Here is a 26204-nt window from a genome sequence, read left to right on the forward strand (position 1 = left end):
ATCGATCCATATAGGCCTGAGTGCTCGGCAAACTAATAATTCAAAATTTTCACCTCGTGAAAGCTGGAGTTAACATGAAATTGATAGCGGCTTTAATGCTATTGGCAGTATTCGGTGTCAGTGGTTGCACTGCTGATGGCCGTATGGTGCTGAAAAAGCACGATCCTCAATTAGTTTATAGATGCGACATGGATCCTTACCGGCCTGAGTGCGTCAATAAGTGACTCTAGAGAGGCGGCAGCGAAAACGACCAAGTTTTAATTTCAAAGTCCTCAGATAAAATTTTGACCCGCTTTGGCTTGGAAACACGTCCCGGGACGAAGCCATAGCGTGCCCAGCAAAGATTGCCTGTTCGCATGTCAAAAATGACCAGGTTTCCATCGTCCTGCATGACCATATAGGTGTAGGAACAGCCATTTTGTTCACCTTGTTCAATGAGTTGTTGAGTGCTCATTTGATCAAGGGTAAAAGTGGAAATGGCGATACATATATATTGCATGGCAAAAATAGTTGGGCGGCGGTGACAGCCCCTGCGCGGTCTCCTGTGGGAGCGAGCCTGCTCGCGATGAGGTCCATGCAGGCCCCTAAAGGCTGCCTGACCCCCTCGCCATCACCCACCTTTTCCCCGTTAATCTTTCCTTAACCCACCCCCTCCAGACTGATGATCGTATTTCTCGATATTTCAAAGCGAAATTTTCCGCTTTAAATCGATAGATAACTCGCTAGTCTTGATCGCAGTTTTTACAGGAAATGAGCAATGCAGCTACGCAACTCTTCTTCTCGCTATGGCTGGGTCAGTATCGCTGTGCACTGGGGCGTTGCGCTGGCGGTGTACGGGCTGTTTGCCCTGGGCCTGTGGATGGTCGGCCTGGATTACTACAGCACCTGGCGCAAAGACGCGCCGGACCTGCACAAGAGCATTGGCCTGGTGCTGCTGGCGGTCATGTTGCTGCGGGTGATCTGGCGCGTTGTCAGCCCGCCGCCACCGACCCTGGAGACCTACGGACGTCTGACTCGCGTCGGCGCCAAGCTCGGCCATAGCGCACTGTATCTCGGGTTGTTCGCCGTGATGATTGCCGGTTACCTGATTTCCACCGCAGACGGTGTCGGGATCCCGGTGTTTGGCCTGTTTGAAGTACCCGCGCTGGTGTCCGGACTGCCCGATCAGGCAGACGTCGCCGGCCAGATTCACTTCTACCTGGCATGGGCGTTGGTAATTTTCTCCGGCCTTCATGCGTTGGCAGCATTGAAACACCACTTTATCGACCGTGACGCGACCCTCAAGCGAATGCTGGGGCGCCAAGCCTGATGTTCAACCTCGACTCCAAAGGAATAGAAAGCATGTTGAAAAAGACGCTCGCCGCCCTGGCAATCGGTTCTGCCCTGCTGTCCGCTGGCCAGGCAATGGCCGCAGACTACGTGGTCGACAAGGAAGGCCAGCACGCCTTCGTCGACTTCAAGATCAGTCACCTGGGCTATAGCTACATCACCGGTACCTTCAAGGACATCGACGGCAAGTTCAGCTTCGACGCCGCCAAGCCTGAAGCCAGCAAGATCGAGTTCAACGTCAACACCGCCAGCGTGTTCACCAACCACGCCGAGCGCGACAAGCACATCGCCAGCGCTGACTTCCTGAATGCCAGCAAATTTGGCAAGGCCACCTTCGTGTCCACCAGCGTCAAATCCACCGGCAAAAACGCCGATGGCAAGGAAACCGCCGATGTGGCCGGTGACCTGACCCTGCTGGGCGTGACCAAGCCGGTCGTGGTCAAGGCCACCTTCCTGGGCGAAGGCAAGGACCCATGGGGCGGCTACCGTGCGGGCTTCGAAGGCACCACCACCATCAAGCGTTCGGACTTCGGCAAGCAGAAAGACCTGGGCCCAACCTCCGACGCAGTCGAACTGTACGTCTCGTTTGAAGGTGTCAAAGCGAAGTAATCTTCGCACCTGACAAAAAAACGCCCCTGGTCTTGCGATCAGGGGCGTTTTTTATTGCGCGGTTTCGAGCAACACAGAGAACCGTGTGGGAGCGAGCTTGCTCGCGATGGCGTCTTACCGGTCGACTTGATGTTGACTGATATACCGCAATCGCGAGCAAGCTCGCTCCCACATTTGGAATTGTGTTGGGCCAAAAAAAATGCCCCGGGTCGCGAGACCCGGGGCATTTTTTACAGCTTGGAAAAACTCAGCGATTGCGCGTCAGCAATGCCGGTTTTTCGCCCCGTGGACGGCTTGGCAGTTGATCCAGTTGCTCAGGCGTCGGGAAGCGATCGGCTTTCGACTCCTTGTGCATGATCTTCGGCTGGTTGCCGCGCGGGTTCTGCACGGCGGGTTCCTGACGAGGCTGGTCGTCATGGGCCGGGCGGCGCGGGCGGGTGTCATCGCGACGAGCCTGGCCGTCACGCGGGGCACCGTTGCGTGGGCCGCTGCGCTTGGCCGGTGGCGTACCGGTGGACGAGCCGTTGCTGTTGCGCGGACCGTTCTGGCGGCCTTGTGGCTGGCCGCTGCGCGGCGCGCCTGCAGCTGCACCCTGTGCCGGGGCACCCGGGCGACGACCACGGCCCTGGGCCGGTTTCTGTTGCGGCACGTAGTCGACGCGGTTACCGAAGTTGTCGACGTCGTCGTCCAGGAACTCGTCCGGGGCGCGATCGGCTGCGGCGCGTGGGGCTGGACGCTGCTGTTCACGGGCCGGTGTGCCTTCGCGGGGCTTCTGCTCGCGGGCAGGGCGTTCGCCGCGGCCATTGCTGTTGCTGGCCGATTTTTCCTTGCCCTTGTCCTTGCCTTTGTCTTTGCGGCCGCCGCCACCACCGCCGCCGCCATTCGGACCGTCGCCGCGTGGGCCGCGGGCATTGCGCGGATTGCGCACGTCCGGACGTTCGCGTACTTCAGGCTTCTCGGCCTCGATGGTGCTGGCATCGAAGCCCATCAGGTCGCCGTCGGCAATTTTCTGCTTGGTCATGCGTTCGATGCTTTTGAGCAGCTTTTCTTCGTCCGGCGCGACCAGCGAGATCGCTTCGCCCGAACGACCGGCCCGGCCAGTACGGCCGATACGGTGCACGTAGTCTTCATCGACGTTTGGCAGCTCGAAGTTGACCACGTGAGGCAACTGGTCGATGTCCAGGCCACGGGCGGCGATATCAGTGGCCACCAGGATGCGTACTTCGCCGGCCTTGAAGTCGGCGAGGGCCTTGGTGCGGGCATTCTGGCTCTTGTTACCGTGGATCGCCACAGCCGGCAGGCCGTGCTTGTCCAGGTACTCGGCCAGGCGGTTGGCGCCGTGCTTGGTGCGGGTGAACACCAGGACCTGTTCCCAGGCACCGGCGGTAATCAGGTGCGCGAGCAGGGCACGCTTGTGGCTGGCTGGCAGGCGGAAAACGCGTTGCTCGATGCGCTCGACCGTGGTGTTCGGTGGCGTGACTTCGATGCGCTCCGGGTTGTGCAGCAGCTTGCCGGCCAGGTCGGTGATGTCCTTGGAGAACGTCGCTGAAAACAGCAGGTTCTGGCGCTTGGCGGGCAGGCGGGCGAGGACTTTCTTCACGTCATGGACGAAGCCCATGTCGAGCATGCGGTCGGCTTCGTCCAGCACGAGGATTTCAACGTGGGACAAGTCGACGCTGCCCTGGCCAGCCAGGTCCAGCAAGCGACCGGGGCAGGCGACCAGTACATCGACGCCGCGGGACATGGCCTGGACCTGGGGGTTCATGCCCACGCCGCCAAAAATGCAGGCGCTCACGAACTTCAGGTCGCGAGCGTAGACCTTGAAGCTCTCGTGGACCTGGGCCGCCAGTTCGCGGGTTGGGGTCAGGACCAGTACGCGCGGTTGGCGCGGGCCATGACGCTGGGATTTGTCTGGGTGACCGTTGGGAAACAACCGCTCCAGGATCGGAAGGGCGAAACCGCCGGTTTTACCAGTACCTGTCTGCGCCGCGACCATCAGGTCGCGACCTTGCAACACGGCGGGAATGGCCCGCTGTTGCACCGGGGTAGGCTGGGTATAGCCGGCGGCTTCGATGGCGCCGACTAAAGCCTCGGAGAGACCGAGGGAAGCAAAGGACATGAGTAATCCTGTTTTAGTGAGGGCCTGGCCCAATGGGATAGTCTTGCCGGGCGCGAATGACGTTCAACCAAAAGACGTCATCCCGTCCGGTCCTGCCGGGCCTCGAAGGCGGGTCCGGACAAGGCTCGCGCGGGCTGTAGGCGGCGCTGTAGCGGTGTCGGGATGCCTTTTGCAAGACCGGGCGTCCGGGCGTGAGCCTGGCGGGAAGGCCGGAGTATAACAGAGCAAACGCCGCGCGCCGCTTTCCTGCTGCTCAACGGTTTATTTCAACGTTGACCTGGCCGGGTGAGGTGACCTTGGCAATCGGCCCGGCGCCGTAGCGAGCGCTCAGTTCGGCATAGGCCGGTTCGCGCTTGAAGCGCTTGAGTTCGGCGCTGAAGCGTTGCACCAGCAAATCCATCCCAGCACTGCGCCGCACCGCCAGATACTGGCTTTGACGGCTCACGACCATCGGGTTTTCGGTGATCTGGTCGCCCAACTGCATTTGTTCGAGCACATGTCGGCCGACCCTGCGGTCGGTGATGAGCAGGTCGATCCGACCCAGTTGCAGCTTGCCGAAATTGGCTTCGTGGGTGGGCGCGGTTTCACGGGTGAACAGCGTCGACTCACTGAAGGCCTGGCTGTACAGATAGCCGGGCGAGGTGCCGACGGTCAGGCCGCCCAGGTCATCGAGCGTGCGAAACGGGTGGGGCCGGGCATTGGCATAGAACATCACGAACTCCACGTCCGACAGCGGTTCGCTGGGGTAAAGCAGCATGGAATCGCGTTCATTGCTGTGGAAAATGTCCAGCGCACCGTCCGCCAACCCTTGCTCCAGCATCGCCAGGCAGCGCTTCCACGGCAGGAACTGCCATTCCACATCGATACCCAGGCGCTTGAACACAATGGCCGTGGTTTCGTAGTCCAGGCCCAGCACTTTGCCGTTTTCTTCGTAGACGTACGGGGCCCAGGGTTCGGTGACAATACGCAACTTCTCGGCCCGGGCAGTCATGCTCAGGCACAAGAGAAGAAGGGCGGTCAGCAGCTGGACAATGACGGGCATGGCCTGAGGTTACGACGAGAGCTCATCAAATAGCTAGAGCGCTCTGGCCTGCGCCCTAGTGGCAACTAACGAACTAACCACACAGACCACTAATTGCCTTTTGCCTGCATCAGGTGCTCATAGATGGCTTCGCGGCGCTCACCCAGCACCAGGCGAATCAGCGGATGATTGAGCCAACGTTTGAGCTCATGGTCTTGCAAAGGCTTTTCCAGGCGGTGTTCGACGTTCTCCAGGGCTTTTTCCCACCAGACCGGGGCACAGGCTTGATCGAACTGGTTGGTGTGGCGGTAGCAGCCGTAGAGGATCTCGCGCATGAACTGGCGTTTATGACTGGGCAGCGCCAGGGTGATGAACTTGTAGGCCAGGCGCTGGAAGGTCGGTGGCCGGGGCAGGGTGGCGGTGACTTGGCCGGTTTCATCCAGGGCCTGTTGGCAAATCGGCGCGGCATGATGCTTGTCGAGCCAGGCTTTGGTCTTGGCGCGGAACAGTTGCTTGCGGCTCCAGTAATGGTGGATCAGATCCGGGCATTCGCGCACCTGCACCGAGCGATAGGCTGCCACCGAAAGGCAGAACTCTTCGAGTGTGTAGGCACCCTGCGCCAATGGATACAGTTCATCCATCAGGGCGATCGAGCGATCCAGGACTGACGCATCCGCGCAGTTGAGGCCAATGACCCCCGAGTTCAACAAGGGCATGTCGTCGTCTGCCAATTGTCGCTGACGCAGCGTGTCGGCCAGTGTCAGGTACAGCCCAGCGTCCTTGTTGGTGCCATAATTCATGCCGAAGGCGTTGCACAGCAGCGTGCCAGGCTGCACACGGCGGAACAGTTCGAGGGGCGAGCAGTGGAAAAAAGTGTCGGTGTCGATCAGCAGCGCCACTTCGGCTTCTTCAAGGACTTTCTGCATCACCACATGCTTGGCACGGAAGTGATAACCGTAGGGTTCGATCCAGGCCTGGCGGGTCTCGTTGTCCAACGGGCGCAAACGCACCGGCAGCCCTTCGTACGGCGCAGGATTGTCGGTGAATACCTGGATGTCCAATGCTTCGTCCGGCGTCTTGCGCAGACCCGCCACCGCGCTGGCGATGCTGAACAACGCTTCCTGGTGATAGGTTTCGGCCCCGTAGACCAGGTAAATGAGTTGTGGGGTCGTTAGCCTGTGACCATTAGGCATCTATTGCAATCCTCCGGATTTCCTTGCTTAAAAAAAGGCCTTGGTGTTCGCCAAGGCCTCTTTGTACCACCGCATCAAGTCATTCAGCGCGGCAGCTTGAGGTTGTTCCATACCGCGAGGCTGGGTTCGGCCTGGTTAAGGGTATAGAAATGCAGCCCCGGTGCACCACCTTGTAACAAACGCTCACACATTTGCGTGATGACTTCCTCGCCAAAGCTTTGGATGCTGGAGGAGTCGTCGCCGTAGGCTTCCAGCTGCTTGCGGATCCAGCGTGGGATCTCTGCACCGCACGCGTCGGAGAAGCGCGCCAGCTTGCTGTAGTTGGTGATCGGCATGATGCCCGGCACCACAGGAATGTCGACGCCCAACTTGCGTATGCGCTCGACGAAGTAGAAGTAGCTGTCGGCGTTGAAGAAGTACTGGGTGATCGCGCTGCTGGCGCCAGCGTTGGCCTTGCGCACGAAGTTGCGCAGATCGTCTTCGAAATTGCGCGCCTGGGGGTGCATTTCCGGATACGCAGCCACTTCGATGTGGAAATGCTCGCCGGTTTCTTCACGAATGAAGCTCACCAGTTCGTTGGCGTGGCGCAGCTCGCCGCTGGCCATGCCCATGCCTGACGGCAGGTCGCCGCGCAGGGCAACGATGCGCTTGATGCCAGCGGCCTTGTACTGGGTCAGCAGGCTGCGCAGATCGTCCTTGCTGTCGCCCACGCAAGACAGGTGGGGGGCGGCCGGGACTTTGACTTCGCTTTCGAGCTGCAACACGGTGTTCAGGGTGCGGTCACGGGTAGAACCGCCAGCGCCATAGGTGCAGGAGAAGAAGTCGGGGTTGTAGCTGGCCAACTGACGGGCAGTGGCGATCAGTTTTTCATGCCCAGCATCGGTCTTTGTCGGGAAGAACTCGAAGCTGTAGCGACGGTCTTGGGACATGGTCATATCCTTGGAAACTCGTAAGCCGGAGAAGCCTGCACAGACCTTGAGAGGCGGGCTTGTGTGGGAGCGAGCTTGCTCGCGATTGGCATCGCCTCGGTCTGACAGCTGAGTCGAGGTGTCTGCATCGCGAGCAAGCTCGCTCCCACAAGAGAGCCCGCTCCCGCAGGGGGAGCAGCGCCGATCAGTAGCGGTAAGCGTGCGGCTTGAACGGGCCTTCGACGGTGACGCCGATGTAGTCAGCCTGTTGCTTGGTCAGCTGGGTGACCACGCCGCCGAAACCGCGGACCATTTCCAGGGCCACTTCTTCGTCGAGTTTCTTGGGCAGTACTTCCACGGTCAGGCGCTCGGCTTTCTGGGCCGGCGACAGGTCGGCGTATTTCTGGCCGAACAGGAAGATCTGGGCCAGGACCTGGTTGGCGAACGAACCATCCATGATGCGGCTTGGGTGGCCAGTGGCGTTGCCCAGGTTAACCAGGCGGCCTTCGGCCAGCAGGATCAGGTAGTCGTCGTTTTGTGGGTCGAAGCTGCCAGTGCCGGTGCGGTGCACCTTGTGGACCTGCGGCTTCACTTCTTCCCATGCCCAGTTCTTGCGCATGAAAGCGGTGTCGATTTCATTGTCGAAGTGACCGATGTTGCAGACCACGGCGCGCTTCTTCAGGGCCTTGAGCATGTTGGCATCGCAAACATTGACGTTGCCGGTGGTGGTCACGATCAGGTCGATCTTGCCCAGCAGGGCTTTGTCGATGCTGCCCTCGGTGCCGTCGTTGATCCCGTCGATGAACGGCGAAACCAGTTCGAAACCGTCCATGCAAGCCTGCATGGCGCAGATCGGATCGACTTCGGAGACCTTGACGATCATGCCTTCCTGACGCAGGGACTGGGCCGAGCCCTTGCCCACGTCACCGTAGCCGATCACCAGCGCCTGCTTGCCAGACAACAGGTGGTCGGTGCCGCGCTTGATGGCGTCGTTGAGGCTGTGACGGCAGCCGTACTTGTTGTCGTTCTTGCTCTTGGTCACCGAGTCGTTGACGTTGATGGCCGGGATCTTCAGTTCGCCCTTGGCCAGCATGTCCAGCAGGCGGTGCACGCCAGTGGTGGTCTCTTCGGTCACGCCGTGGACGTTTTCCAGCACGGCTGCGTACTTCTTGTGCAGCAACTCGGTCAGGTCGCCGCCGTCGTCGAGGATCATGTTGGTGTCCCACGGCTGGCCATCCTTGAGGATGGTCTGCTCCAGGCACCACTCGTACTCTTGCTCGGTCTCGCCTTTCCAGGCGAATACCGGGATGCCGGCGGCGGCGATGGCGGCAGCGGCCTGGTCCTGGGTCGAGAAGATGTTGCAGGACGACCAGCGCACTTCGGCACCCAGGGCAACCAGGGTTTCGATCAGCACGGCGGTCTGGATGGTCATGTGGATGCAGCCGAGGATTTTTGCGCCCTTCAATGGCTGTTCGCCAGAGTACTTGCGGCGCAGGCCCATCAGGGCTGGCATTTCGGATTCGGCGATGATGATTTCGCGACGGCCCCAGGCAGCCAGGGACATGTCGGCGACTTTGTAGTCGGTAAAAGCGGCAGGCGTGATAACAGCGCTCATGAAGAGCCTCCATTCGTAATGTATGCGAATGGGCGCCGTTGTGCGTTTAGTGTCCGTGCGGGTAGCCCCGTACAAACAACGCCCCATCCGAGCCTGACAGGTCGAGCCTGCTGCAGCGCCCCTCGGACAGGTGGCGGGACGGTCCAAAGCGTGGACCGGTAAAGCGGTGGCGATTATAACGGGCTAATCGGATCTTCCAAAAGGGTTTCTGTCGGCAAATCGAAATTGCCGATGACCGTTATAGGGGCCGCGACGTAGAGCCTGGCCGTGCGGTCTGCCATGATGCAGCGATCCAACGGCCAGACACTCAGGAGTGATCATGAATTTCCACACCCGCAAATGGGTCAAGCCCGAAGACCTCAACCCCAACGGCACGCTGTTCGGCGGCAGTCTGTTGCGCTGGATCGACGAGGAGGCGGCGATCTACGCCATCGTCCAGCTCGGCAACCAGCGCGTGGTCACCAAGTACATCTCGGAAATCAATTTCGTCAGCGCTTCGCGCCAGGGCGACATCATCGAGCTGGGCATCACCGCCACCGAGTTTGGCCGTACTTCCATCACGCTGACCTGCGAGGTGCGCAACAAAATCACCCGCAAGAGCATCCTGACCGTGGAGAAGATGGTCTTCGTCAACCTTGGCGAAGACGGCTTGCCCGCGCCCCATGGACGGACCGAGATCACATACGTCAAGGATCAGTTCAAGGATGATGTGGTCAAGTGAGATCGGCGGCGCTGCCATCGCGAGCAAGCTCGCTCCCACATGTATGTCCAGGTCGCCACTGAACAGCGCTGATCGCCGCGTGTCGTAGGTACATCACGCCACGGGTTCAGGAGCTGTATGGACACTCATGAAGAAGGCAAGACCCCTGACCTTTCGGCTCAGGAACAGCACGAAGTCGACCGCAACCAGCCACCGCGAGCTGCGGTGCTGCACGAAATCATCCGCACCCAGGGCAATCAGGAGCTGGAGCGCAGTATCGCCGCGCTCTGGTGGTCGGCCCTGGCGGCGGGTTTGACCATGGGCCTGTCGCTGATGGCGATGGGGCTGCTCAATGCCCGATTGCCGGAGGGCGAAGCCTTCAAGGTGATTGCCAGTTTCGGTTACTGCGCCGGCTTTCTCGCGGTGATCCTGGCCCGCCAGCAGTTGTTCACCGAAAACACCCTGACCGCCGTGTTGCCGATCATGAGCAAGCCCACGCTGGGCAACTTCGGCCGGCTGTTGCGGCTCTGGGGCGTGGTGCTGGTGGGTAACCTGTGCGGCACCTTGCTGGTGGCCTACGTCATGTTGCACCTGCCGATCTTCGATCAGCGCACCGACCAGGCTTTCCTGGAAATCGGTCGCAAGGTCATGGAAAACGACACCGGCCAGATGTTCGCCAAGGGCATCATCTCTGGCTGGATGATCGCCACCATGGTCTGGATGATCCCGTCCATGGAAAGCGCCAAGATGTGGATCATTATCCTGATCACCTATCTCATGGCGCTCGGGGATTTCACTCACATCGTCGTCGGCTCGGCCGAAGTGTCGTACCTGGTGTTCGCCGGCCAGTTGTCCTGGGAGGATTTCTGGATGGTGTTCGCCGGGCCGACGTTGGCAGGCAATATCGTCGGCGGGAGCTTCATCTTCGCCTTGATCAGTCACGCGCAGATCCGCAGCGAAGTCGGCCAGCCCCAAGATAAGCACTCGGATAAGACAGCGCAGCGCATCGACTCGGAGTAGGCGGGAACCTGATCCCAGGCTCCCGGCGTGAGTGGCGGTTATTTGAACTGCATGTTGTGCAGTGCCTCAAGGGTTTTCGACTTGGGCCCAAGCATCCCCGTGTAGCGCGATCTGTAGTTCGCGATGACCCGCTCAAGTGCGTCGTTGAACGCCTTTTGGCTGCGCGCCTCCTTCAGCTCCCGGATGGCACCTTGGATCAGCTTGATGTTTGAACCGGGCTGGCCGCCACGAAAGAGTGAGGGATACAGCACGTACCGCAGGACGTTATCGATACGCGTGGCAATGTCCCGCTGGTTCATTTCCTCGACGGCGTGATGGGTTACCTCGGAGATCCCGGAGGATGCGCCTTTATCCCAGCGGGCGGCGGCCTGCAGGAACTGCACGAAGTGCGGGTCATTGTCGTGATTGAGGCGTTTTGCCAACCATTCCTGCTTGCCGGGCTGATCCGCCAGCTGGTCGAGGGCCCAAATGGCCATATGCATCTGCGGGGTGGGTTCAAGCGCGGTAAACGTTTTGTTGGCTTCCTGGATCGCTTGTTTCAATTGCGGCAGCGCCTGTTGTGCCTGGCGCCTGAAGGCAATCACCTCGGCACAGGCTTCGTCGCTCTCCAGTTTTGCGCTTAGTTGCTCGAATGCTTTGTCGTCCAACGCCAACAGGGCGGCCTCGGTCGAGGCAAACCAGAAGGTTTGCTGGGTGGCATTACGCTTGTCCAGATGGGTTCGAACAGTCTTGCTCAGTTCGACCTGGAGATGATTTTTGATGTCCTTGTGCATGCCGAAATTGACTGTTCCACTCAACAGGCCACGGTAATCGCCTTCTTTGGTGTTCAGCGGCACGATGACGATCTGGTCGGCAAAGCGTTTCATTTCTTCGGTATTCAGCGCAGAAAGAGCCGTATGAGGCGCCTTGAGGAATTTGTCGGTCAACGCCGATATTCCCGTGCCTCGCTGGTTTTTCTGAGTGGACTCTTCAGCCTCGAATATCAGGATCAAGCTCTCCCTGTCCGGGATCGGGCTCATGGACGTGATCGGGTTGTAGAGGTCAGGTATCGGCGTGTTGTTCAGGATGCCGCCATCGGCAAATGCCGTGGTTTCAATGCGTTTCTCGTCGTTCTGTTGGAATGGCAGCCCTTGCTGGGTCGGTTTGCTGAAGACGATCGGCAGCGACGCGGAGATGTGGGCTGCCACGGCAATGTCCATATCAGGGGTCAGGTCTGCGCTGAAGACCACCAATTGCGCCCCGTCCTCGAACATGGCGGTGCCGGTGATTTCCACTGTCTTGATCTGCGGGATTTCCTTGCTCAGGACCGCCAGGTCGGCAAAGGTGACCAATCCTTTCTCTTGTACATTGTCAACGACCTGTCGGGCCTCCCCGGAAAGTGTCGCCTCTGCTTCGGCGCAACGCTGCAAAAGTGCCGCGCAGGATTCTTTCCTGATCAGCTCCTCCAGTGGCATCCCCTTGGAGCCCAGGCGTGGCAGCAAATCACACAGCAATTGTGCCAGCGGAAGTTTTTTCAGTTTCTCGCCCAGCTTCGACCACCCGTCCTGCTTTTTCGAAGCGTCAGGATCGGTGCTGTTGAGCAAGGAAACGAGGGAAATGTCGTCAGAGATCCTGTCGAAGCCCGCATGATTCATGCCGCTGGCGAGCAAAGCGGCCGATATGGCGCCTGCGGAGGAGCCAGAAATCGTCCGGATAAGGTCCATGGCACCGGTGGTTTCGAGTGTGTCGACGAACCCAGAATAAGCCACCCCCTTGGCGCCACCGCCACTCAGGATCAGGTCTGTAATGGGGGGACGATTCATGGTGACTTTGACACTAGCGTCACCATATCGAACCATGGATATCGACCGGTCTGTCACACCGCATACCAATGGGTTGGGATGTTCAGTGTTTGCTTGTTTTGTGATCTGGTAAGTGTTCTCAAAAGAGCAATGGGGAAGGGTTTGTCGCGAGATTAGGGTTGGCATTCTGGTTCGTTCGTTGTACCTGTGGGGGACCGAACTCTAAGCAAAATCTGCAGGCTGATTGCATTTCGACTCAACTGGAAAAACATCCGCCGGCTGCAAACAGCATCCGGCGGATTTCAATGAAAGCGCCCTGGAACAAGGCTTCTGGACGACAGGTAAAAACAACCCGCGCGGATGGGGACAAAGTCTTACTGAAAGCGTCGCTTATTCGCTCACAGGCAGGGCCGATTTCTCAGGCCATCAAACAGTGACTGCCGCCGCACGTCGTTGTCGTTGGATAAAGAACAGGGCGGTCAATACCGTGAGGCCGCCGACGAATGCTCCGGTCCACGGCAAATCCGCCAGGTCGGCACCACTGGCGACGACCAACCCACCAATCCACGCCCCGGCTGCGTTGCCGAGGTTGAAGGCACTCTGGTTCAGGGTCGAGCCGAGGTTCGGCGCCTCAAAGGCCTGGTCGATGATCAGCAGTTGCAGGATCGGGCACAGGGCGAAGGCGAAGATGCCCCACAGCACCAGGGTGATTGCCGCCGGAATCACCGACCGACTGGTCTGGCTGAACGCGGCCAGCACCAGCACCACGGCCAGGGCCATGGCCATCAGCGCAGGCAGCAGGCGCCGGTCCGCCAGGCGTCCGCCGAGGAAACTGCCCGCCGTCAGGCCGACACCGAACAACAGCAGCATGACGGTGATGCCGTGGGGGCTGACACCGGTGATGTCCTGCAGGATTGGCGCGATGTAGGTGAACACGCTGAACAAACTGGTGGAGGCCAGTACGCTCATGCCCAAGGCGAGCAACACGTTGACCTTGCCCAGCACCTTGAACTCGCTGGCCAGGTTGGCCCTCTCCATGGGGATCTCCTTGGGCAGCCAGACCCATTGGGCGATGGCGGCGATCACGCCGATCACCGATACCGCCCAGAACGTCGAACGCCACCCGGCGTATTGCCCCAAAGCCGTGCCCAGCGGCACGCCCAGCACGTTTGCCAGGGTCAGGCCGGTGAACATCATGGCAATCGCCTGGGCCCGTTTGTTGGGCGCCACCAGCCCGGCCGCCACCACCGAACCGATGCCAAAGAACGCTCCGTGGCACAGCGCAGTAATGACCCGGGCGGCCATCAGCGTGGCGTAGTTCGGCGCCAGGGCGCAGAGCACGTTGCCGAGGATGAACATCAGGGTCATGCCCAGCAGCGTGGCCTTGCGCGGCATGTTGGCGGTGCCAATCGCCAGGATCGGCGCGCCAAAGACCACGCCCAGGGCGTAGCCAGTGATCAGCAGCCCGGCCTGGGGGATGCTCACGGCCAGGTCACGGGCGACATCGGGCAACAGGCCCATGATGACGAATTCAGTCGTGCCGATGCCGAAGGCGGCGACGGCCAAAGCAAGCAAGGCGAGTGGCATGCGCAAGGTCTCTGTCTGTAGTCTTGACGCTCTGATCAGGCATACGCATGCCGGCACCCCATTCGAGTGAACGGGACAACAGCGAGATTATTGGAATAGGTGTATGCGCAACTGAGTGCGGCGTGGTCGGCTTGCAGTATAAACGGCTGCTGATGGATGGCGAATCAATTCTCTGGATGAAATAAGGAGCGTGCCGTGCTTGCAACGGCCTTGGTGTTGGTCGCGGCGCTGTTGCATGCGGCGTGGAATACGCTGATCAAGTTCAGTGGCGAGCGTTTGCTGGTGGTGGCGTGCATGGACAGCGTCGCGTTGCTGTTCGTCGCGTTGGCACTGGGTTTCGTGGCCTTGCCGCCGTTGGATATATGGCCGTGGATCCTCGCGTCGGCGGCGTTCGAGCTGCTCTATCGCTATTTGCTGATCCAGGCGTATCGGGTCGGTGACCTGGGGCTGGTCTATCCGCTGATGCGTGGCCTGTCACCGCTGGTGGTGCTGGCCCTGACGTTTATTTTTGCCGGTGAGGCGCTGACGACCCAGCAGGTCATCGGCATTTTGCTGATTCCGTTCGGCATGCTTTGCCTGTTGTGGCAGGGCGGTGGTGGCGAGCGGCTGCCCTGGTCGATGTTGCCGGTGGTGGCGCTGATCGGCCTGTGCATCGGTTGCTACACCTTTATCGACGGCCACGCCTTGCGGCGTTGGCCCCATCCGCTGGATTACCTGGTCTGGGTCACGTTGCTCAGTGCTTGGCCTTTCCCGTTGCTGGCGCTGGTGAGCAAGCGGCCGGCCTTCATGCGGTTCTGGCGTGAGCAGTGGTGGTTGGGGTTGGCAGTCGGATTCTGTGTATTGTTCAGCTACGCTCTGGTGCTGTGGGCCATGCAACTGGGCTCGATCGCCGAAGCGGCGGCGCTGCGGGAGATCAGCGTGATCCTGGTGGTGCTGTTCGGCATGCGTTACCTGAAAGAACCTTTCGGCTTGCCGCGGCTCTTAGCCTGCGGGCTGGTGTTGGTTGGCATGCTGGTGATGAAGTTCTGACCGGTGTCTGGACTCGCGATTTTCTATAAAACTCAAAGAAGGAACTGCGTCAATGACGGTTGCCCTGTGGTGTATTTTGATTGCCTTTCTCCTGCCTTACCTGTGTGTCGGGATCGCCAAGGCCGGTGGCAGATACCGGTTGCGGGATAACCACGACCCCCGGGATTTTCTCGACTCACTCGAAGGTGCTCCCCGGCGCGCCTACGCTGCGCAACTGAACAGCTTTGAAATCAGCCCGTTTTTCGCCGCCGCCGTGATCGTCGCGCACCTGGCCGGCAATGCCGAGCTGGTGACCATCAATGTGCTGGCAGTGCTGTTCATCACCAGTCGCCTGCTCTACATCATTTGCTATCTGGCGGACTGGGCGATCCTGCGTTCGCTGGTGTGGTTCGTGGGGGTGGGGTTGGTCTTGAGTTTCTTCTTTGTTTCGGTCTGAGCCTGGTTTCGGGTTTCGGTGTTTTTGCTGGCCTCATCGCGAGCAAGCTAGCTCCCACAGTTGATCTCAGTGAATACATATTTTGTGTACACACCGATCCAATGTGGGAGCGAGCTTGCTCGCGATTGGGACCCTAGGGATTGGCGGTAACCGCATTCGCCACCTGCGGTACTTGCGGCAACGCCATGCCCTTGGGCCAGAGCATCCAGATCTGGCCCTGTTGCTTCATGTCCCCGGCCAGTTGTCCGGCCGCCTCGCCCGTGCCCCAGAACAGGTCCGCCCGCACTTCGCCGGCAATTGCACCACCGGTGTCCTGGGCGGCGACGGGCCGGTTCAAGGTGCTGCCGTCAGGGCGCGTGGTGGATAGCCACAGCAGGCTGCCCAGCGGAATCACCTTGCGGTCCACCGCCACGCTGTAGCCTGCGGTCAGCGGAACATTCAGCGAGCCTCGCGGGCCTTCGTTGCTGTCGGGGTTACGGTTGAAGAACACGTAGCTGGGGTTGCTGCCCAGCAATTCGGGAATACGGTTCGGGTTGGCCTTGGCCCAGGCACTGATGGTGCCCATGGTCACGTCTTCTTTCTTCAGCTCGCCCTGTTCAACCAGCCAGCGCCCGATGGGGCGGTAAGGGTGGCCGTTCTGGTCGGCATAACCGATGCGCAGTTGGCGGCCATCGGCGAGTCGGATACGCCCCGAACCCTGGATTTGCAGGAACTGCAGGTTCATGGGGTCGGTCAGCCAGGCGATGACCGGCGCCTTCACCCCGTTGGTTTCGATGGTGGCCGCGTCGTCGTATGGCTTGAGCACCCGGCCTTCGAGGCGGCCACGCAGGCGTTTGCCCTTGAGCTCAGGATAAATGCTGTCCAGCGACACAATGATCATGTCCTCCGGCACACCGTAGACCGGGATATTCGCCGTGGCGGTCTGGGTGAGGCTGCCGGGGTAGACCGGCTCGTAGTAACCGGTAATCAGGCCGTTGGGGCTGTTGTCCCCCGAGCGCAGGCCATAGACGTCCAGGTTCTGTTTCAGGAAGTTGCGTACATCCTGTGGGGTTTGCGGCACATTGGCCGCTGCCGCGCAGGTCGGGCCCCAGGTCGCATCGGCCTTGAGCCGGGTGCAGGCACTGCGCCAGGAGCCGAAACCGGCCAGCAGGTCTTCATCGGACACCGACGGCAGCGCCTCCCATGGTGCGCTGACATAGGTGGCGAGGGCGTGGGTCTGAGGTGCCTCGACCTTTTCGCCGCGATTACAACCGGCCAACAGTGCGATCAGCGGTAGGGTCAATGCCAGGCCTTTGTGCCAGGTCTTGATGCGGCTGTTCATGAAGATTTCCTTTGCAGTCATCCGGACGCTGTCAGGCGCTCGAACAACCCGTATTGTTGATAGGGGCATTGGTCTTTACCGATGACCCGAGGATACTAACTGCCGTTTCCTGTCCCGAGGCCAAGATGTTTGTAAAACGATTTTCCATGGCCGTGCTGGCCTGCCTGATGTTGTCCGCCTGTGGCGGCGTCGATCCCAATTCTCCCCTTGGCCAGCGCAAGGCGATCTTCAAGCAGATGCTCAAGACCAACGAAGAGTTGGGCGGCATGTTGCGCGGTCGAGTCCCGTTCGATGGCGCACGATTCGCCGAGGGAGCGACGCAACTGGATCAACTCTCCCATGAACCGTGGAAACACTTCCCGCAGGTGCGCGAACAAGACCACACCAGCGCCCTGGATGATGTCTGGCAAAAGCAGGCGCGTTTCCAGGAGCTGGCCCGCAACCTTGAAGCCGCTACCGGTGAGTTGGTGATTGCCAGCAACATCCAACCCTACAAGGCCAGTTACTTGGGGCCGGCGGTGCAAAAGGTCGAGGATGCGTGCAGTGCCTGTCACAAGGAGTTTCGGGATCATTGACATGTCTTGAAAGATCGCAGGCTTCGCCAGCTCCAATTACAGGGGGTCGCATTCAACCTGTAGGAGCCCGCGATCTTTTCAATGTTCACTTATCCAACTCATCCACCGCTTCCTGCAGTTCCTTGCGGGAGGCCGCCAGCTTGTCCTTGCGTTTGTTGATCCGCTCGGCGTCGCCTTTCTTCATGGCCTTTTCCAGGTCGGCCTGACGCCGGCTGACCTCGTGCTTGGCATCAAGCACCTTGTTTTCACGCTCCTTGCGCAGGGATGCATCGGTGCAATGGCTGGTGACTTCACTCAACGCGGTTTCCAGGCCTGCCTGCTGGTCCTGGTTGCCACGGGACTTGGCCAGTTCGATCTGGTTGATGATGCCCTGGCGCTTGGCCGCGCAGCCAGTGAGCTCGGGGGTTTGCTCGTCCGCCATCAAAGGGGCGGCCATGGCGCTGCATAAAACCAGCAGGGCAACGGGGGACAGGAAATTCATAGCAACTCCGTAAAAAATCGCGAGCGGTCGGTACAGATGCGCTGTTGGAACGCATGCTTGCCCCTTGGGTTCAACCACACAGGGCCCGGATTAAAAACCGTCGACCCCGGCGGAGCGTAGTTCGTCACTCAAGGCCAGCACCTGCGGGTCGCGAAAAAATGCGCTCAGTTGCGCGGCGCGTCCCGGTCCGATGCCGGCCTCGGCTTGCCATTGTTCAGTATTGCGCTCGGCCAGCACCTGCCACGGCCCTTCCAGCCGGGCCTCACCAGCGGGCGGCAGGCCCAGGGCCTTGAGCCATTGCCCGAAAGGGCGTTGCCGGGCGCTGTCCAGGCTGGCGAGCAGGCGGTTGCTACTGCGTTCGCCGAAGCCGTCAATGTTAGCAAGCTCGGCGGCATCAAGGGTCAACCAATCCAGCAATCCGTGGAGTCGACCGGCAGCCAGGAGTTTTTCCCAGGTGCCGGGGCCGACATGGGGCAGGGCGAGCCCGTGCTTGCCGCTGAGCCAGTTCAGGCGTGCGAGGAACTGGCTTTCACAGCCGGGCGTCGCTTGCCAGCAACTCAGGAAGTGATGATCGCTTGCCGCAGGGACGTTGAGGTCCTGCCGCTCGACGCTGCGCAGCACAACGCTGTCGAGCCGCGGGATGGTCAGCCCGGCCAGACTGATAGCGACCCGGTCGCCGGGGCGAATGTCCATCTCCTCCCAACGCTTGAGGGAACTGACACTTACCCGGCGAATCCACCGGTCGTCGAGCCGGATGCGTTCAAGCTCCAATACAGGAGTGATGCGCCCGGTACGCCCGACCTTGAAGTGCACTTTGCGCACTTCGGCCAGCGCCTGGGCATACGGGTATTTCCAGGCCACGCTCCAGAATGGCGCCCTGGCCTGCCAGCGGTCGGCGGGTGGGCGGCGGCTCTGGTGCAGGACGATCCCGTCGCTGGCGAATGGCAGCGGTGTGCGGTACCAGTGATCGCGCCACTGCTCGGCATCGACCAATGTCCGCACAGGTTGGCTGTAGTCGAGGGTGTCAGCGAAGCCCAACGCGTCCAGCGCGGCCATTCGCTCGGGCAGGGTCTCCGGCCCTTCCGGCCAGTCCCAGACAAACAGGCCGATATACACCCCATCGTGCACCGTCAAATTGCTGCGTGCCATCAAGCCTGCCATGGTCCCGCGGGCGTTCACGCTGCCGCTGCTGGCTTGGATATGTGCCTCCAGGCGCCAGTACAACTCGCCCTGGACGACCAGGTCTACGGGCTGGCGCAGTTGTTGCGGGATGGCGCCGATCTTGCGCGCATTGGTGGTCCAGTCATGTCCGAGGACGCCATCGCCACGGCTGATTGCCTGATGCAGGCGACCCTTGCGATAGACCAGGGTTACCGCCACGCCGTCGACTTTCGGCTGGGCCCAGACGTCCTCCCGACCGTGCAGCCAGGCCCCCACGGCGTCGGCGTCCTTCAGCTTTTCCAGGCCGGTATGGACCACGGGGTGCGGTACCTTCCCGCCCGTTGAGCGCAGCGGATCGTCGGGCGCTGCGAGGTTGAAGCAGCGGCGCCACTGGCCCAACTGTGTGCGGGATTGATCATACAATTCGTCGGCCACCAGCGATTGGCCGAGGCGGTGATAACTGTCGTCCCAGGTGTCGATTTGCTGTTGCAGCGCGGTGATCTCGGTCCGGGCGCGTTCAGTGGGCCAGTCGGGACAGGGCGCGGCAATCGCAGGAGTGACAATGAAGACAAGACAGGCGAGTGCATACAAAAACGGTGGCATCGAAGCATCCTTGCTTGGTTGAGCACTGAAGGCTAGTCACCGTCCCGGAAGTTGCGAGGCCCGGAGCGTTACCGGATTTTGCGGGGCCTGGTGGCAAAATCGCGGCGGTACAGTGCGAGGCGATTTAGCCGTGCAACTGTGCCTTGTCCTCGTCAACGGCCGGCGCAGAATGGGCTTTCGATTCGCCGCTGCCTGGAATGCTCTCGATGGAACTGTCGACGCTCGCTGTTTTCATCCCGGCCTGCTTTGCGCTGAACATGGCGCCGGGGCCGAACAACCTGCTGTCCATCAGTAACGCCTCGCGTTATGGCTTCGTCCGGGCGTGCAGCGGCGGCATCGGTCGGCTACTGGCGTTTGCGATCATGATCGCCCTGGCAGCGGTGGGGCTTACCGCCGTGCTGCACACCTCGGAGTTGCTATTCCTGGGGATCAAGCTCGTCGGTGCCGCTTACCTGTTCTATTTGGCTGTGCAATTGTGGCGGGCCCAGCCTGAGGCCGGCAGTGAAGCCGCGGTCGCGTCGATGAGCCGGGCTGGCCTGGCGCGCCAGGAGTTCCTGGTGGCGATTGGCAATCCGAAGGCGATCCTGTTGTTCACCGCGTTCCTGCCGCAATTCGTCGACCGAACAGGTACCGTCACCCAACAGTTCGCCGTGCTGGGAGGTTTGTTCCTGGCACTGGAGTGCATCGCCATCGGCCTGTATTGCTACATGGGCATTTACGCGCGACGGCTGTTCGCCCGGCCTAGTGGCAAGCGCCTGTTCAATCGGATGTGTGCTGGGCTGCTGGCCAGTGCGGCTTCGTTTTTGCTGGTGGCACGGCGGGCTTGAGCGCCATGGCGAGGGCGTTTTGTGGGAGCAAGGCTTGCCCGCGATACAGGCGCCTCGTTACCGCAGGGGCCGCGTTGTCCTCATCACGGGCAAGCCTTGCTCCCACAGATAAATTCTCTCGCCTCAAGAGCCCGGCATGAAAAAGCCCCTGACGACCCAGTCGCCAGGGGCTTTTCTTTACACGCGGGTGTTACAGGCCAGCAGCGGCGCGCAAGGCGTCGGCGCGGTCGGTTTTTTCCCAGGTGAAGGTGGTGAAGGTATCGTCACCCACGGTTTTGATCTGCGGCGTGCGACCGAAGTGGCCATAGGCTGCAGTGTCCTGGTACATCGGGTGCAGCAGGTCGAGCATGGTGGTGATGGCGTATGGACGCAGGTCGAACACTTCACGGACCAGGTTGATGATCTTGTCATCGCCGATCTTGCCGGTGCCGAAGGTGTTCAGCGAGATCGACGTAGGCTGGGCCACGCCAATGGCGTAGGACACCTGGATCTCGCAGCGCTCGGCCAGGCCGGCGGCGACGATGTTCTTGGCGACATAACGGCCGGCGTAGGCCGCCGAACGGTCAACCTTCGATGGGTCCTTGCCGGAGAACGCGCCGCCGCCATGACGGGCCATGCCGCCGTAGCTGTCGACGATGATCTTGCGACCGGTCAGGCCGCAGTCGCCCACCGGGCCGCCGATGATGAACTGGCCGGTCGGGTTGATGTGGAACTGGGTGTCCTTGGACAGCAACTCGGCAGGCAGTACGTGCTTGACGATCAGTTCCATCACGCCTTCGCGCAGGTCTTTGTAGGACACATCGGGGTTGTGCTGGGTCGACAGGACGACGGCATCGATACCGACCACCTTGCCGCCTTCGTAACGGCAGGTCACCTGGGACTTGGCGTCCGGGCGCAGCCAAGGCAGCAGGCCGGATTTACGGGCCTCGGCCTGGCGTTGAACCAACTGGTGCGAGAAGGTGATCGGGGCCGGCATCAGCACGTCGGTCTCGTTGCTGGCGTAGCCGAACATCAGGCCCTGGTCGCCGGCGCCCTGGTCTTCAGGCTTGGCCCGATCAACGCCTTGGTTGATGTCGGGGGACTGCTTGCCAATGATGTTCATCACGCCGCAGGTCGCGCCGTCGAAGCCGACGTCGGAGCTGTTGTAGCCAATGCCCAGGATTACGTCGCGGACGATCTGTTCCAGGTCGACCCAGGCCGAAGTAGTGACTTCGCCAGCGATGATCGCCACGCCCGTTTTCACCAGAGTCTCGCACGCCACGCGGGCGAACTTGTCTTCAGCAATGATGGCGTCCAGCACCGCATCAGAAATCTGGTCGGCGATTTTGTCCGGATGCCCTTCAGACACGGACTCGGAGGTGAAAAGGGAGTATTCGCTCATCTCGATGTTTTCCTACAAGTTACCGTTGGTGAGTGTCGCCAGTCGGCCGCTGAAAGTGGCGGACCTGGATCTGGAAACCATTACGTAAGCCTACATAAAGGCTTTCCCCGGGCACGAGGCCCGCAGCGGTGGCCCAGCGGGCCAGGTCGTCCTGTTCAAATCCGAGCCAGAGATCGCCACAGGCCTCCCTGGCCCAGCTCTGGTTGTGGCTGCATAACTCGGTCACCAGCAGGCTGCCGCCCGGTTGCAGCAGGCCGGCCATATGCCTGAGTGCATCGGCTGGCGCGGCGAAATGATGAAGCACCATGTTCAATACCACGCAGTCGGCCTGCAGGCTCATGCCATCCAGGGCATCGGCCAGTTGCAGGCTGACGTTAGCCAGCGCCTCGCGTTCACACACCTGGCGCGCCAATTCGAGCATGGCCGGGCTGTTGTCCAGCGCCGTCACCTGGCTGAAGCGTCGCGCCAGTTCCGGCAGAAAAGCACCGTCGCCGGGGCCGACTTCGATCGCCGTGGCCGTGGCTTCGAAGCTTAGTTTGTCGAGCAGCGCCACGACGCTTTCGCGGTATTGCGGCAAGCCGGCGATCAGGTCTTGCTGGGCGCGAAATTTCTCGGCGACCCGTGCGAAGAAGTCCTGGCTGGCGGCGGCCCGTTGCCCGTGTACCTGGGCGATGCGGGCCTGCACGTCGATCGGCAGGTTCAGCGCGTCCACTTCGTCCAGCAGCGCCGTGTGCAGCTTGCCGCCCAGCAGGTCGGTGTGGGGCAGGGCGCGGCGATAGAAAATGGCGTTGCCTTCCCGGCGGGTCGCCACCAGGTCCGCCTGGGCCAGGACCTTGAGGTGGTGGCTCATCCCGGACTGACCGATGCCGAATATCTGCGCCAGCTCCAGTACGCCGAACGAGTCATTGGCCAGGGCGCGCAATACATTGAGCCGCAACGGATCGCCGCCGGCCTTGCAAAGGGCCGCCAGCTCATCGCAGTCGTCATGGCGAATGGAAGGTGCAGGTAAGTTCATGTGCGGCAGTCTAGTGAGGGGACTGGAACCCTGCAAGTTCAATATCAAAAAGTTTTGATATTGGTGGATAAATGGCACTTCCCAACCTGTGCTTGACTCTACAAACCATCAGCGGAAAGGTTTCACCTGGTGAATGCGGCTTTATCCACCGGAAAAACGCCCAAGGATGACTATCTGTCATTGCCCCGGGGTGGGTGGGTGAGGGAAAATGCTCGCCTTTTTTCAGTTCCATTTTATTCATTCTCGATTCAATACCCGCAGGAGAACAGCGATGCCCAGCCGTCGTGAGCGTGCCAATGCCATTCGTGCCCTCAGCATGGATGCCGTGCAGAAAGCCAACAGCGGCCATCCCGGTGCCCCCATGGGTATGGCGGATATCGCCGAGGTGCTTTGGCGCGACTACCTCAAGCACAGCCCGAGCAACCCAGCCTTCGCCGACCGTGACCGCTTCGTGCTGTCCAATGGTCACGGCTCGATGTTGATCTACTCGCTGCTGCACCTGACCGGCTACGACTTGTCGATCGATGACCTGAAGAGTTTCCGTCAACTGCACAGCCGCACCCCGGGCCACCCGGAATACGGCTACACCCCAGGCGTGGAAACCACCACCGGTCCATTGGGCCAGGGCCTGGCCAACGCCGTGGGTTTTGCACTGGCAGAAAAAGTCCTGGCCGCGCAGTTCAACCGCCCCGGCCATAACGTCGTCGATCACCACACCTATGTATTCCTGGGTGATGGCTGCATGATGGAAGGCATTTCCCACGAAGTCGCCTCCCTGGCCGGCACCCTGGGCCTGGACAAGCTGATCGCTTTCTATGACGACAACGGCATCTCCATCGATGGCGAAGTCGAAGGCTGGTTCACCGACGACACTCCCAAGCGCTTCGAAGCCTACAACTGGCTGGTGATCCGCAATGTCGACGGTCACGATCCGGAAGAGATCAAGACTGCCATCGAGACGGCCCGCAAAAGCGCCCAGCCGACCCTGATCTGCTGCAAGACCACCATCGGTTTCGGCTCGCCGAACAAGCAAGGCAAGGAAGACTGCCACGGCGCGCCATTGGGTGCCGAGGAAATCGCCCTGACCCGCGCCGCGCTGAAGTGGGACCATGGCCCGTTCGAAATCCCGGCCGACATTTACGCCGAGTGGGATGCCAAGGAAAAAGGCCGCGCGCTCGAAGCCGAATGGGATCAGCGTTTCGCCGCGTATTCCGCCGAATTCCCTGAACTGGCCAACGAGCTGGTGCGTCGCCTCAGTGGCGAGCTGCCGGCCGACTTCGCCGAAAAAGCCTCGGCGTACATCGCTGAAGTCGCCGCCAAGGGCGAAACCATCGCCAGCCGCAAGGCCAGCCAGAACACCTTGAACGCCTTCGGCCCATTGCTGCCGGAACTGCTGGGCGGTTCGGCCGACCTGGCCGGTTCCAACCTGACCCTGTGGAAAGGCTGCAAAGGCGTCAGCGCTGAAGATGCCAGCGGCAACTACATGTACTACGGCGTTCGCGAGTTCGGCATGAGCGCGATCATGAACGGTGTGGCGCTGCACGGCGGCCTGGTGCCTTACGGCGCGACCTTCCTGATGTTCATGGAATATGCCCGCAACGCAGTGCGCATGTCGGCGCTGATGAAAAAACGCATCCTGTATGTGTTCACCCACGATTCCATCGGCCTGGGCGAAGACGGCCCGACTCACCAGCCGATCGAGCAACTGGCGAGCCTGCGTTGCACGCCGAACCTGGACACCTGGCGCCCTTGCGATGCCGTGGAGTCGGCGGTGGCCTGGAAACACGCCATCGAGCGCAACGACGGTCCATCGGCGCTGATCTTCTCCCGCCAGAACCTGCAGCACCAGAACCGCGATGCCGACCAGATCGGCGATATCGCTCGCGGCGGCTACGTGCTCAAGGACTGCATCGGCGAGCCGGAGCTGATCCTGATCGCCACCGGTTCGGAAGTCGGCCTGGCCGTTCAGGCCTACGACAAGCTGACCGAGCAGGGCCGCAACGTGCGCGTAGTGTCCATGCCGTGCACCAGCGTGTTCGACGCCCAGGATGCCGGCTACAAGCAAGCGGTGTTGCCGCTGCAGGTCAGTGCGCGGATCGCCATCGAGGCTGCCCACGCCGATTACTGGTACAAGTACGTGGGCCTGGAAGGCCGCGTGATCGGCATGACCACCTACGGCGAATCGGCACCTGCGCCGGCGCTGTTCGAGGAATTCGGCTTCACCCTGGAAAACATCCTGGGTCAGGCTGAAGAGCTGCTGGAAGACTGATCCGCACTGGGTTGTCTGTTCTGCCATCGCGAGCAAGCTCGCTCCCACAAGGATCTCCACCGACCCTGTGGGAGCGAGCTTGCTCGCGATAGCGGAGGCTCAGGCAATACTGGACTGAAGGATTCACCCCGCTAATCGAGAACCCCATGCCCCAACCGCGTCCCTACAAAGTTGCACTCAACGGCTACGGCCGGATAGGTCGTTGCGTCCTGCGTGCGTTGTTCGAACGAGGGGCCAAGGCCGGTTTCGAGATTGTGGCGATCAATGACCTGGCCGACATGGCCAGTATCGAATACCTGACACGCTTTGACTCCACCCACGGCCGGTTTCCTGGCGAAGTGCGGGTCGAGGGCGATTGTCTGCATATTAACGGCGACTGCGTGAAGGTCTTGCGCAGTGCCACCCCCGAAGGCATCGATTGGGCGTCCCTGGATGTCGATCTGGTGCTCGAGTGCTCCGGCGCCTACCACACCCGCGAAGACGGCCAGCGTTTTCTCGCTGCCGGCGCGCCACGGGTGCTGTTCTCCCAGCCGATGGCCAGTGAGGCGGACGTGGACGCCACCATTGTCTACGGCGTGAACCAGGATTGCCTGACCGGCGAAGAGCTGCTGGTGTCCAACGCGTCTTGCACCACCAACTGCGGCGTGCCGCTGTTGCGCTTGCTGGACCAGGCCATTGGCCTGGAGTACGTGTCGATCACCACCATCCACTCGGCGATGAACGACCAGCCGGTGATCGACGCCTACCACCATGAGGACTTGCGCCGCACCCGTTCGGCGTTCCAATCGGTGATTCCGGTGTCCACTGGTCTGGCGCGTGGCATCGAACGGCTGCTGCCGGAACTTGCGGGGCGAATTCAGGCCAAAGCCGTGCGGGTGCCGACGGTCAACGTGTCCTGCCTCGACATTACGATGCAGACCGTGAGCGATACCGACGCCACCGAGGTCAACCGGATCCTGCGCGAAGCCGCCACCAGCGGTCCGCTCAAAGGCCTTCTGGCCTACACCGAGTTGCCTCATGCCAGTTGTGATTTTAACCATGACCCGCATTCGGCCATCGTCGATGCCAGTCAGACCCGTGTTTCCGGGCCTCGGCTTGTGAACATCCTGGCCTGGTTCGACAACGAATGGGGGTTTGCCAACCGAATGCTGGACGTTGCCGAGCATTACCTGCAAACCGCTTCTAAAAAACCTGCTCTCTAAACAGTTACCCAGGAATTGCGAC

23 protein-coding genes, 1 pseudogene and 1 riboswitch are annotated in these 26204 nt (G+C 60.8%); of the genes and pseudogenes, 11 read left to right on the forward strand and 13 right to left on the reverse strand.

What is annotated here, in order from left to right:
• Nucleotides 1–74: 74 nt before the first annotated feature.
• From Q7F16_RS11155 to Q7F16_RS11165, 3 genes are all read left to right on the forward strand, one after another.
• Complete coding sequence (locus Q7F16_RS11155; RefSeq protein WP_253470139.1) at nt 75–224, forward strand: hypothetical protein; 150 nt, start codon at nt 75–77, stop codon at nt 222–224.
• Nucleotides 225–757: 533 nt separating this feature from the next.
• Entirely contained in the window at nt 758–1309 is a 552-nt protein-coding gene (locus tag Q7F16_RS11160; RefSeq protein WP_014340646.1) for a cytochrome b, read from the forward strand.
• A gap of 32 nt (nt 1310–1341) precedes the next feature.
• Nucleotides 1342–1938 (forward strand): YceI family protein, encoded by a 597-nt coding sequence (locus tag Q7F16_RS11165; protein ID WP_046063256.1) that lies wholly within the window; start codon nt 1342–1344, stop codon nt 1936–1938.
• Nucleotides 1939–2185: 247 nt separating this feature from the next.
• On the opposite strand, the gene Q7F16_RS11170 is transcribed toward Q7F16_RS11165, so the two are convergent.
• From Q7F16_RS11170 to ahcY, 5 genes and pseudogenes are all read right to left on the reverse strand, one after another.
• The gene (locus Q7F16_RS11170) at nt 2186–4057 is read right to left on the reverse strand and encodes a DEAD/DEAH box helicase (protein WP_046063257.1); all 1872 of its coding nucleotides are present in this window, start codon (nt 4055–4057) and stop codon (nt 2186–2188) included.
• Between the two features lie 231 nt (nt 4058–4288).
• Nucleotides 4289–5099: pseudogene (locus Q7F16_RS11175) on the reverse strand (substrate-binding periplasmic protein); the annotation flags it as partial.
• An 89-nt stretch (nt 5100–5188) separates the two neighbouring features.
• Entirely contained in the window at nt 5189–6271 is a 1083-nt protein-coding gene (locus Q7F16_RS11180) for a hypothetical protein (protein ID WP_046063259.1), read from the reverse strand.
• Between the two features lie 83 nt (nt 6272–6354).
• Entirely contained in the window at nt 6355–7200 is an 846-nt protein-coding gene (gene metF / locus Q7F16_RS11185; protein ID WP_046063260.1) for a methylenetetrahydrofolate reductase [NAD(P)H], read from the reverse strand.
• Between the two features lie 184 nt (nt 7201–7384).
• Complete coding sequence (gene ahcY / locus Q7F16_RS11190) at nt 7385–8794, reverse strand: adenosylhomocysteinase (RefSeq protein ID WP_014340640.1); 1410 nt, start codon at nt 8792–8794, stop codon at nt 7385–7387.
• A gap of 23 nt (nt 8795–8817) precedes the next feature.
• Nucleotides 8818–8924, reverse strand: a riboswitch (S-adenosyl-L-homocysteine riboswitch).
• A 189-nt stretch (nt 8925–9113) separates the two neighbouring features.
• On the opposite strand from ahcY, the gene Q7F16_RS11195 reads away from it, so the two are divergent.
• Nucleotides 9114–9515: an acyl-CoA thioesterase gene (locus Q7F16_RS11195; protein WP_014340639.1), complete on the forward strand. Its 402-nt coding sequence runs from the start codon at nt 9114–9116 to the stop codon at nt 9513–9515.
• A 117-nt stretch (nt 9516–9632) separates the two neighbouring features.
• Nucleotides 9633–10514 (forward strand): formate/nitrite transporter family protein, encoded by an 882-nt coding sequence (locus Q7F16_RS11200; protein ID WP_046063261.1) that lies wholly within the window; start codon nt 9633–9635, stop codon nt 10512–10514.
• A gap of 38 nt (nt 10515–10552) precedes the next feature.
• Here Q7F16_RS11200 and Q7F16_RS11205 read toward each other — a convergent pair whose 3' ends face one another.
• Nucleotides 10553–12316 carry a patatin-like phospholipase family protein gene (locus tag Q7F16_RS11205; protein ID WP_409555793.1) on the reverse strand — a complete coding sequence of 588 codons (1764 nt, stop codon included), beginning with the start codon at nt 12314–12316 and terminating at the stop codon, nt 10553–10555.
• 405 nt (nt 12317–12721) lie between these two features.
• A complete protein-coding gene (locus tag Q7F16_RS11210) occupies nt 12722–13882 on the reverse strand; it encodes an MFS transporter (protein WP_409555794.1) in 1161 nt (386 codons plus the stop codon).
• Between the two features lie 195 nt (nt 13883–14077).
• Between Q7F16_RS11210 and Q7F16_RS11215 the strand changes: the two genes are divergently transcribed.
• The gene (locus Q7F16_RS11215) at nt 14078–14911 is read left to right on the forward strand and encodes an EamA family transporter (RefSeq protein WP_046063263.1); all 834 of its coding nucleotides are present in this window, start codon (nt 14078–14080) and stop codon (nt 14909–14911) included.
• Nucleotides 14912–14963: 52 nt separating this feature from the next.
• Complete coding sequence (locus tag Q7F16_RS11220; protein WP_014340634.1) at nt 14964–15347, forward strand: MAPEG family protein; 384 nt, start codon at nt 14964–14966, stop codon at nt 15345–15347.
• 133 nt (nt 15348–15480) lie between these two features.
• Here Q7F16_RS11220 and mltA read toward each other — a convergent pair whose 3' ends face one another.
• The gene (mltA, locus tag Q7F16_RS11225) at nt 15481–16668 is read right to left on the reverse strand and encodes a murein transglycosylase A (protein WP_046063264.1); all 1188 of its coding nucleotides are present in this window, start codon (nt 16666–16668) and stop codon (nt 15481–15483) included.
• Between the two features lie 125 nt (nt 16669–16793).
• Between mltA and Q7F16_RS11230 the strand changes: the two genes are divergently transcribed.
• Nucleotides 16794–17243 (forward strand): c-type cytochrome, encoded by a 450-nt coding sequence (locus Q7F16_RS11230; protein WP_046063265.1) that lies wholly within the window; start codon nt 16794–16796, stop codon nt 17241–17243.
• A gap of 85 nt (nt 17244–17328) precedes the next feature.
• On the opposite strand, the gene Q7F16_RS11235 is transcribed toward Q7F16_RS11230, so the two are convergent.
• Both Q7F16_RS11235 and ligB read right to left on the reverse strand, forming a co-directional pair.
• The gene (locus Q7F16_RS11235) at nt 17329–17724 is read right to left on the reverse strand and encodes a DUF1090 domain-containing protein (protein WP_014340631.1); all 396 of its coding nucleotides are present in this window, start codon (nt 17722–17724) and stop codon (nt 17329–17331) included.
• Between the two features lie 90 nt (nt 17725–17814).
• Complete coding sequence (gene ligB, locus Q7F16_RS11240; protein ID WP_046063267.1) at nt 17815–19488, reverse strand: NAD-dependent DNA ligase LigB; 1674 nt, start codon at nt 19486–19488, stop codon at nt 17815–17817.
• A 206-nt stretch (nt 19489–19694) separates the two neighbouring features.
• Here ligB and Q7F16_RS11245 point away from each other — a divergent pair, with 206 nt between their 5' ends.
• Nucleotides 19695–20315: a LysE family translocator gene (locus Q7F16_RS11245; protein ID WP_046063268.1), complete on the forward strand. Its 621-nt coding sequence runs from the start codon at nt 19695–19697 to the stop codon at nt 20313–20315.
• A gap of 190 nt (nt 20316–20505) precedes the next feature.
• On the opposite strand, the gene metK is transcribed toward Q7F16_RS11245, so the two are convergent.
• From metK to Q7F16_RS11260, 3 genes are read right to left on the reverse strand one after another with little or no spacing between them, the layout of a single operon-like run.
• Nucleotides 20506–21696, reverse strand: a complete 1191-nt coding sequence (gene metK / locus Q7F16_RS11250) for a methionine adenosyltransferase (RefSeq protein ID WP_014340628.1) — start codon at nt 21694–21696, stop codon at nt 20506–20508.
• 19 nt (nt 21697–21715) lie between these two features.
• Nucleotides 21716–22711 (reverse strand): ArsR/SmtB family transcription factor, encoded by a 996-nt coding sequence (locus tag Q7F16_RS11255; protein ID WP_046063269.1) that lies wholly within the window; start codon nt 22709–22711, stop codon nt 21716–21718.
• A gap of 10 nt (nt 22712–22721) precedes the next feature.
• Nucleotides 22722–22952, reverse strand: a complete 231-nt coding sequence (locus tag Q7F16_RS11260; protein WP_141248989.1) for a hypothetical protein — start codon at nt 22950–22952, stop codon at nt 22722–22724.
• A gap of 30 nt (nt 22953–22982) precedes the next feature.
• Here Q7F16_RS11260 and tkt point away from each other — a divergent pair, with 30 nt between their 5' ends.
• Together tkt and epd are read left to right on the forward strand one after the other, a co-directional pair.
• The gene (gene tkt / locus Q7F16_RS11265; protein ID WP_046063270.1) at nt 22983–24980 is read left to right on the forward strand and encodes a transketolase; all 1998 of its coding nucleotides are present in this window, start codon (nt 22983–22985) and stop codon (nt 24978–24980) included.
• Between the two features lie 146 nt (nt 24981–25126).
• Complete coding sequence (epd, locus tag Q7F16_RS11270) at nt 25127–26182, forward strand: erythrose-4-phosphate dehydrogenase (protein WP_014340625.1); 1056 nt, start codon at nt 25127–25129, stop codon at nt 26180–26182.
• Nucleotides 26183–26204 lie beyond the last annotated feature (22 nt).

This window comes from Pseudomonas sp. Lb2C2, from assembly GCF_052112205.1.
GTDB classification, from domain to species: domain Bacteria; phylum Pseudomonadota; class Gammaproteobacteria; order Pseudomonadales; family Pseudomonadaceae; genus Aquipseudomonas; species Aquipseudomonas kilonensis.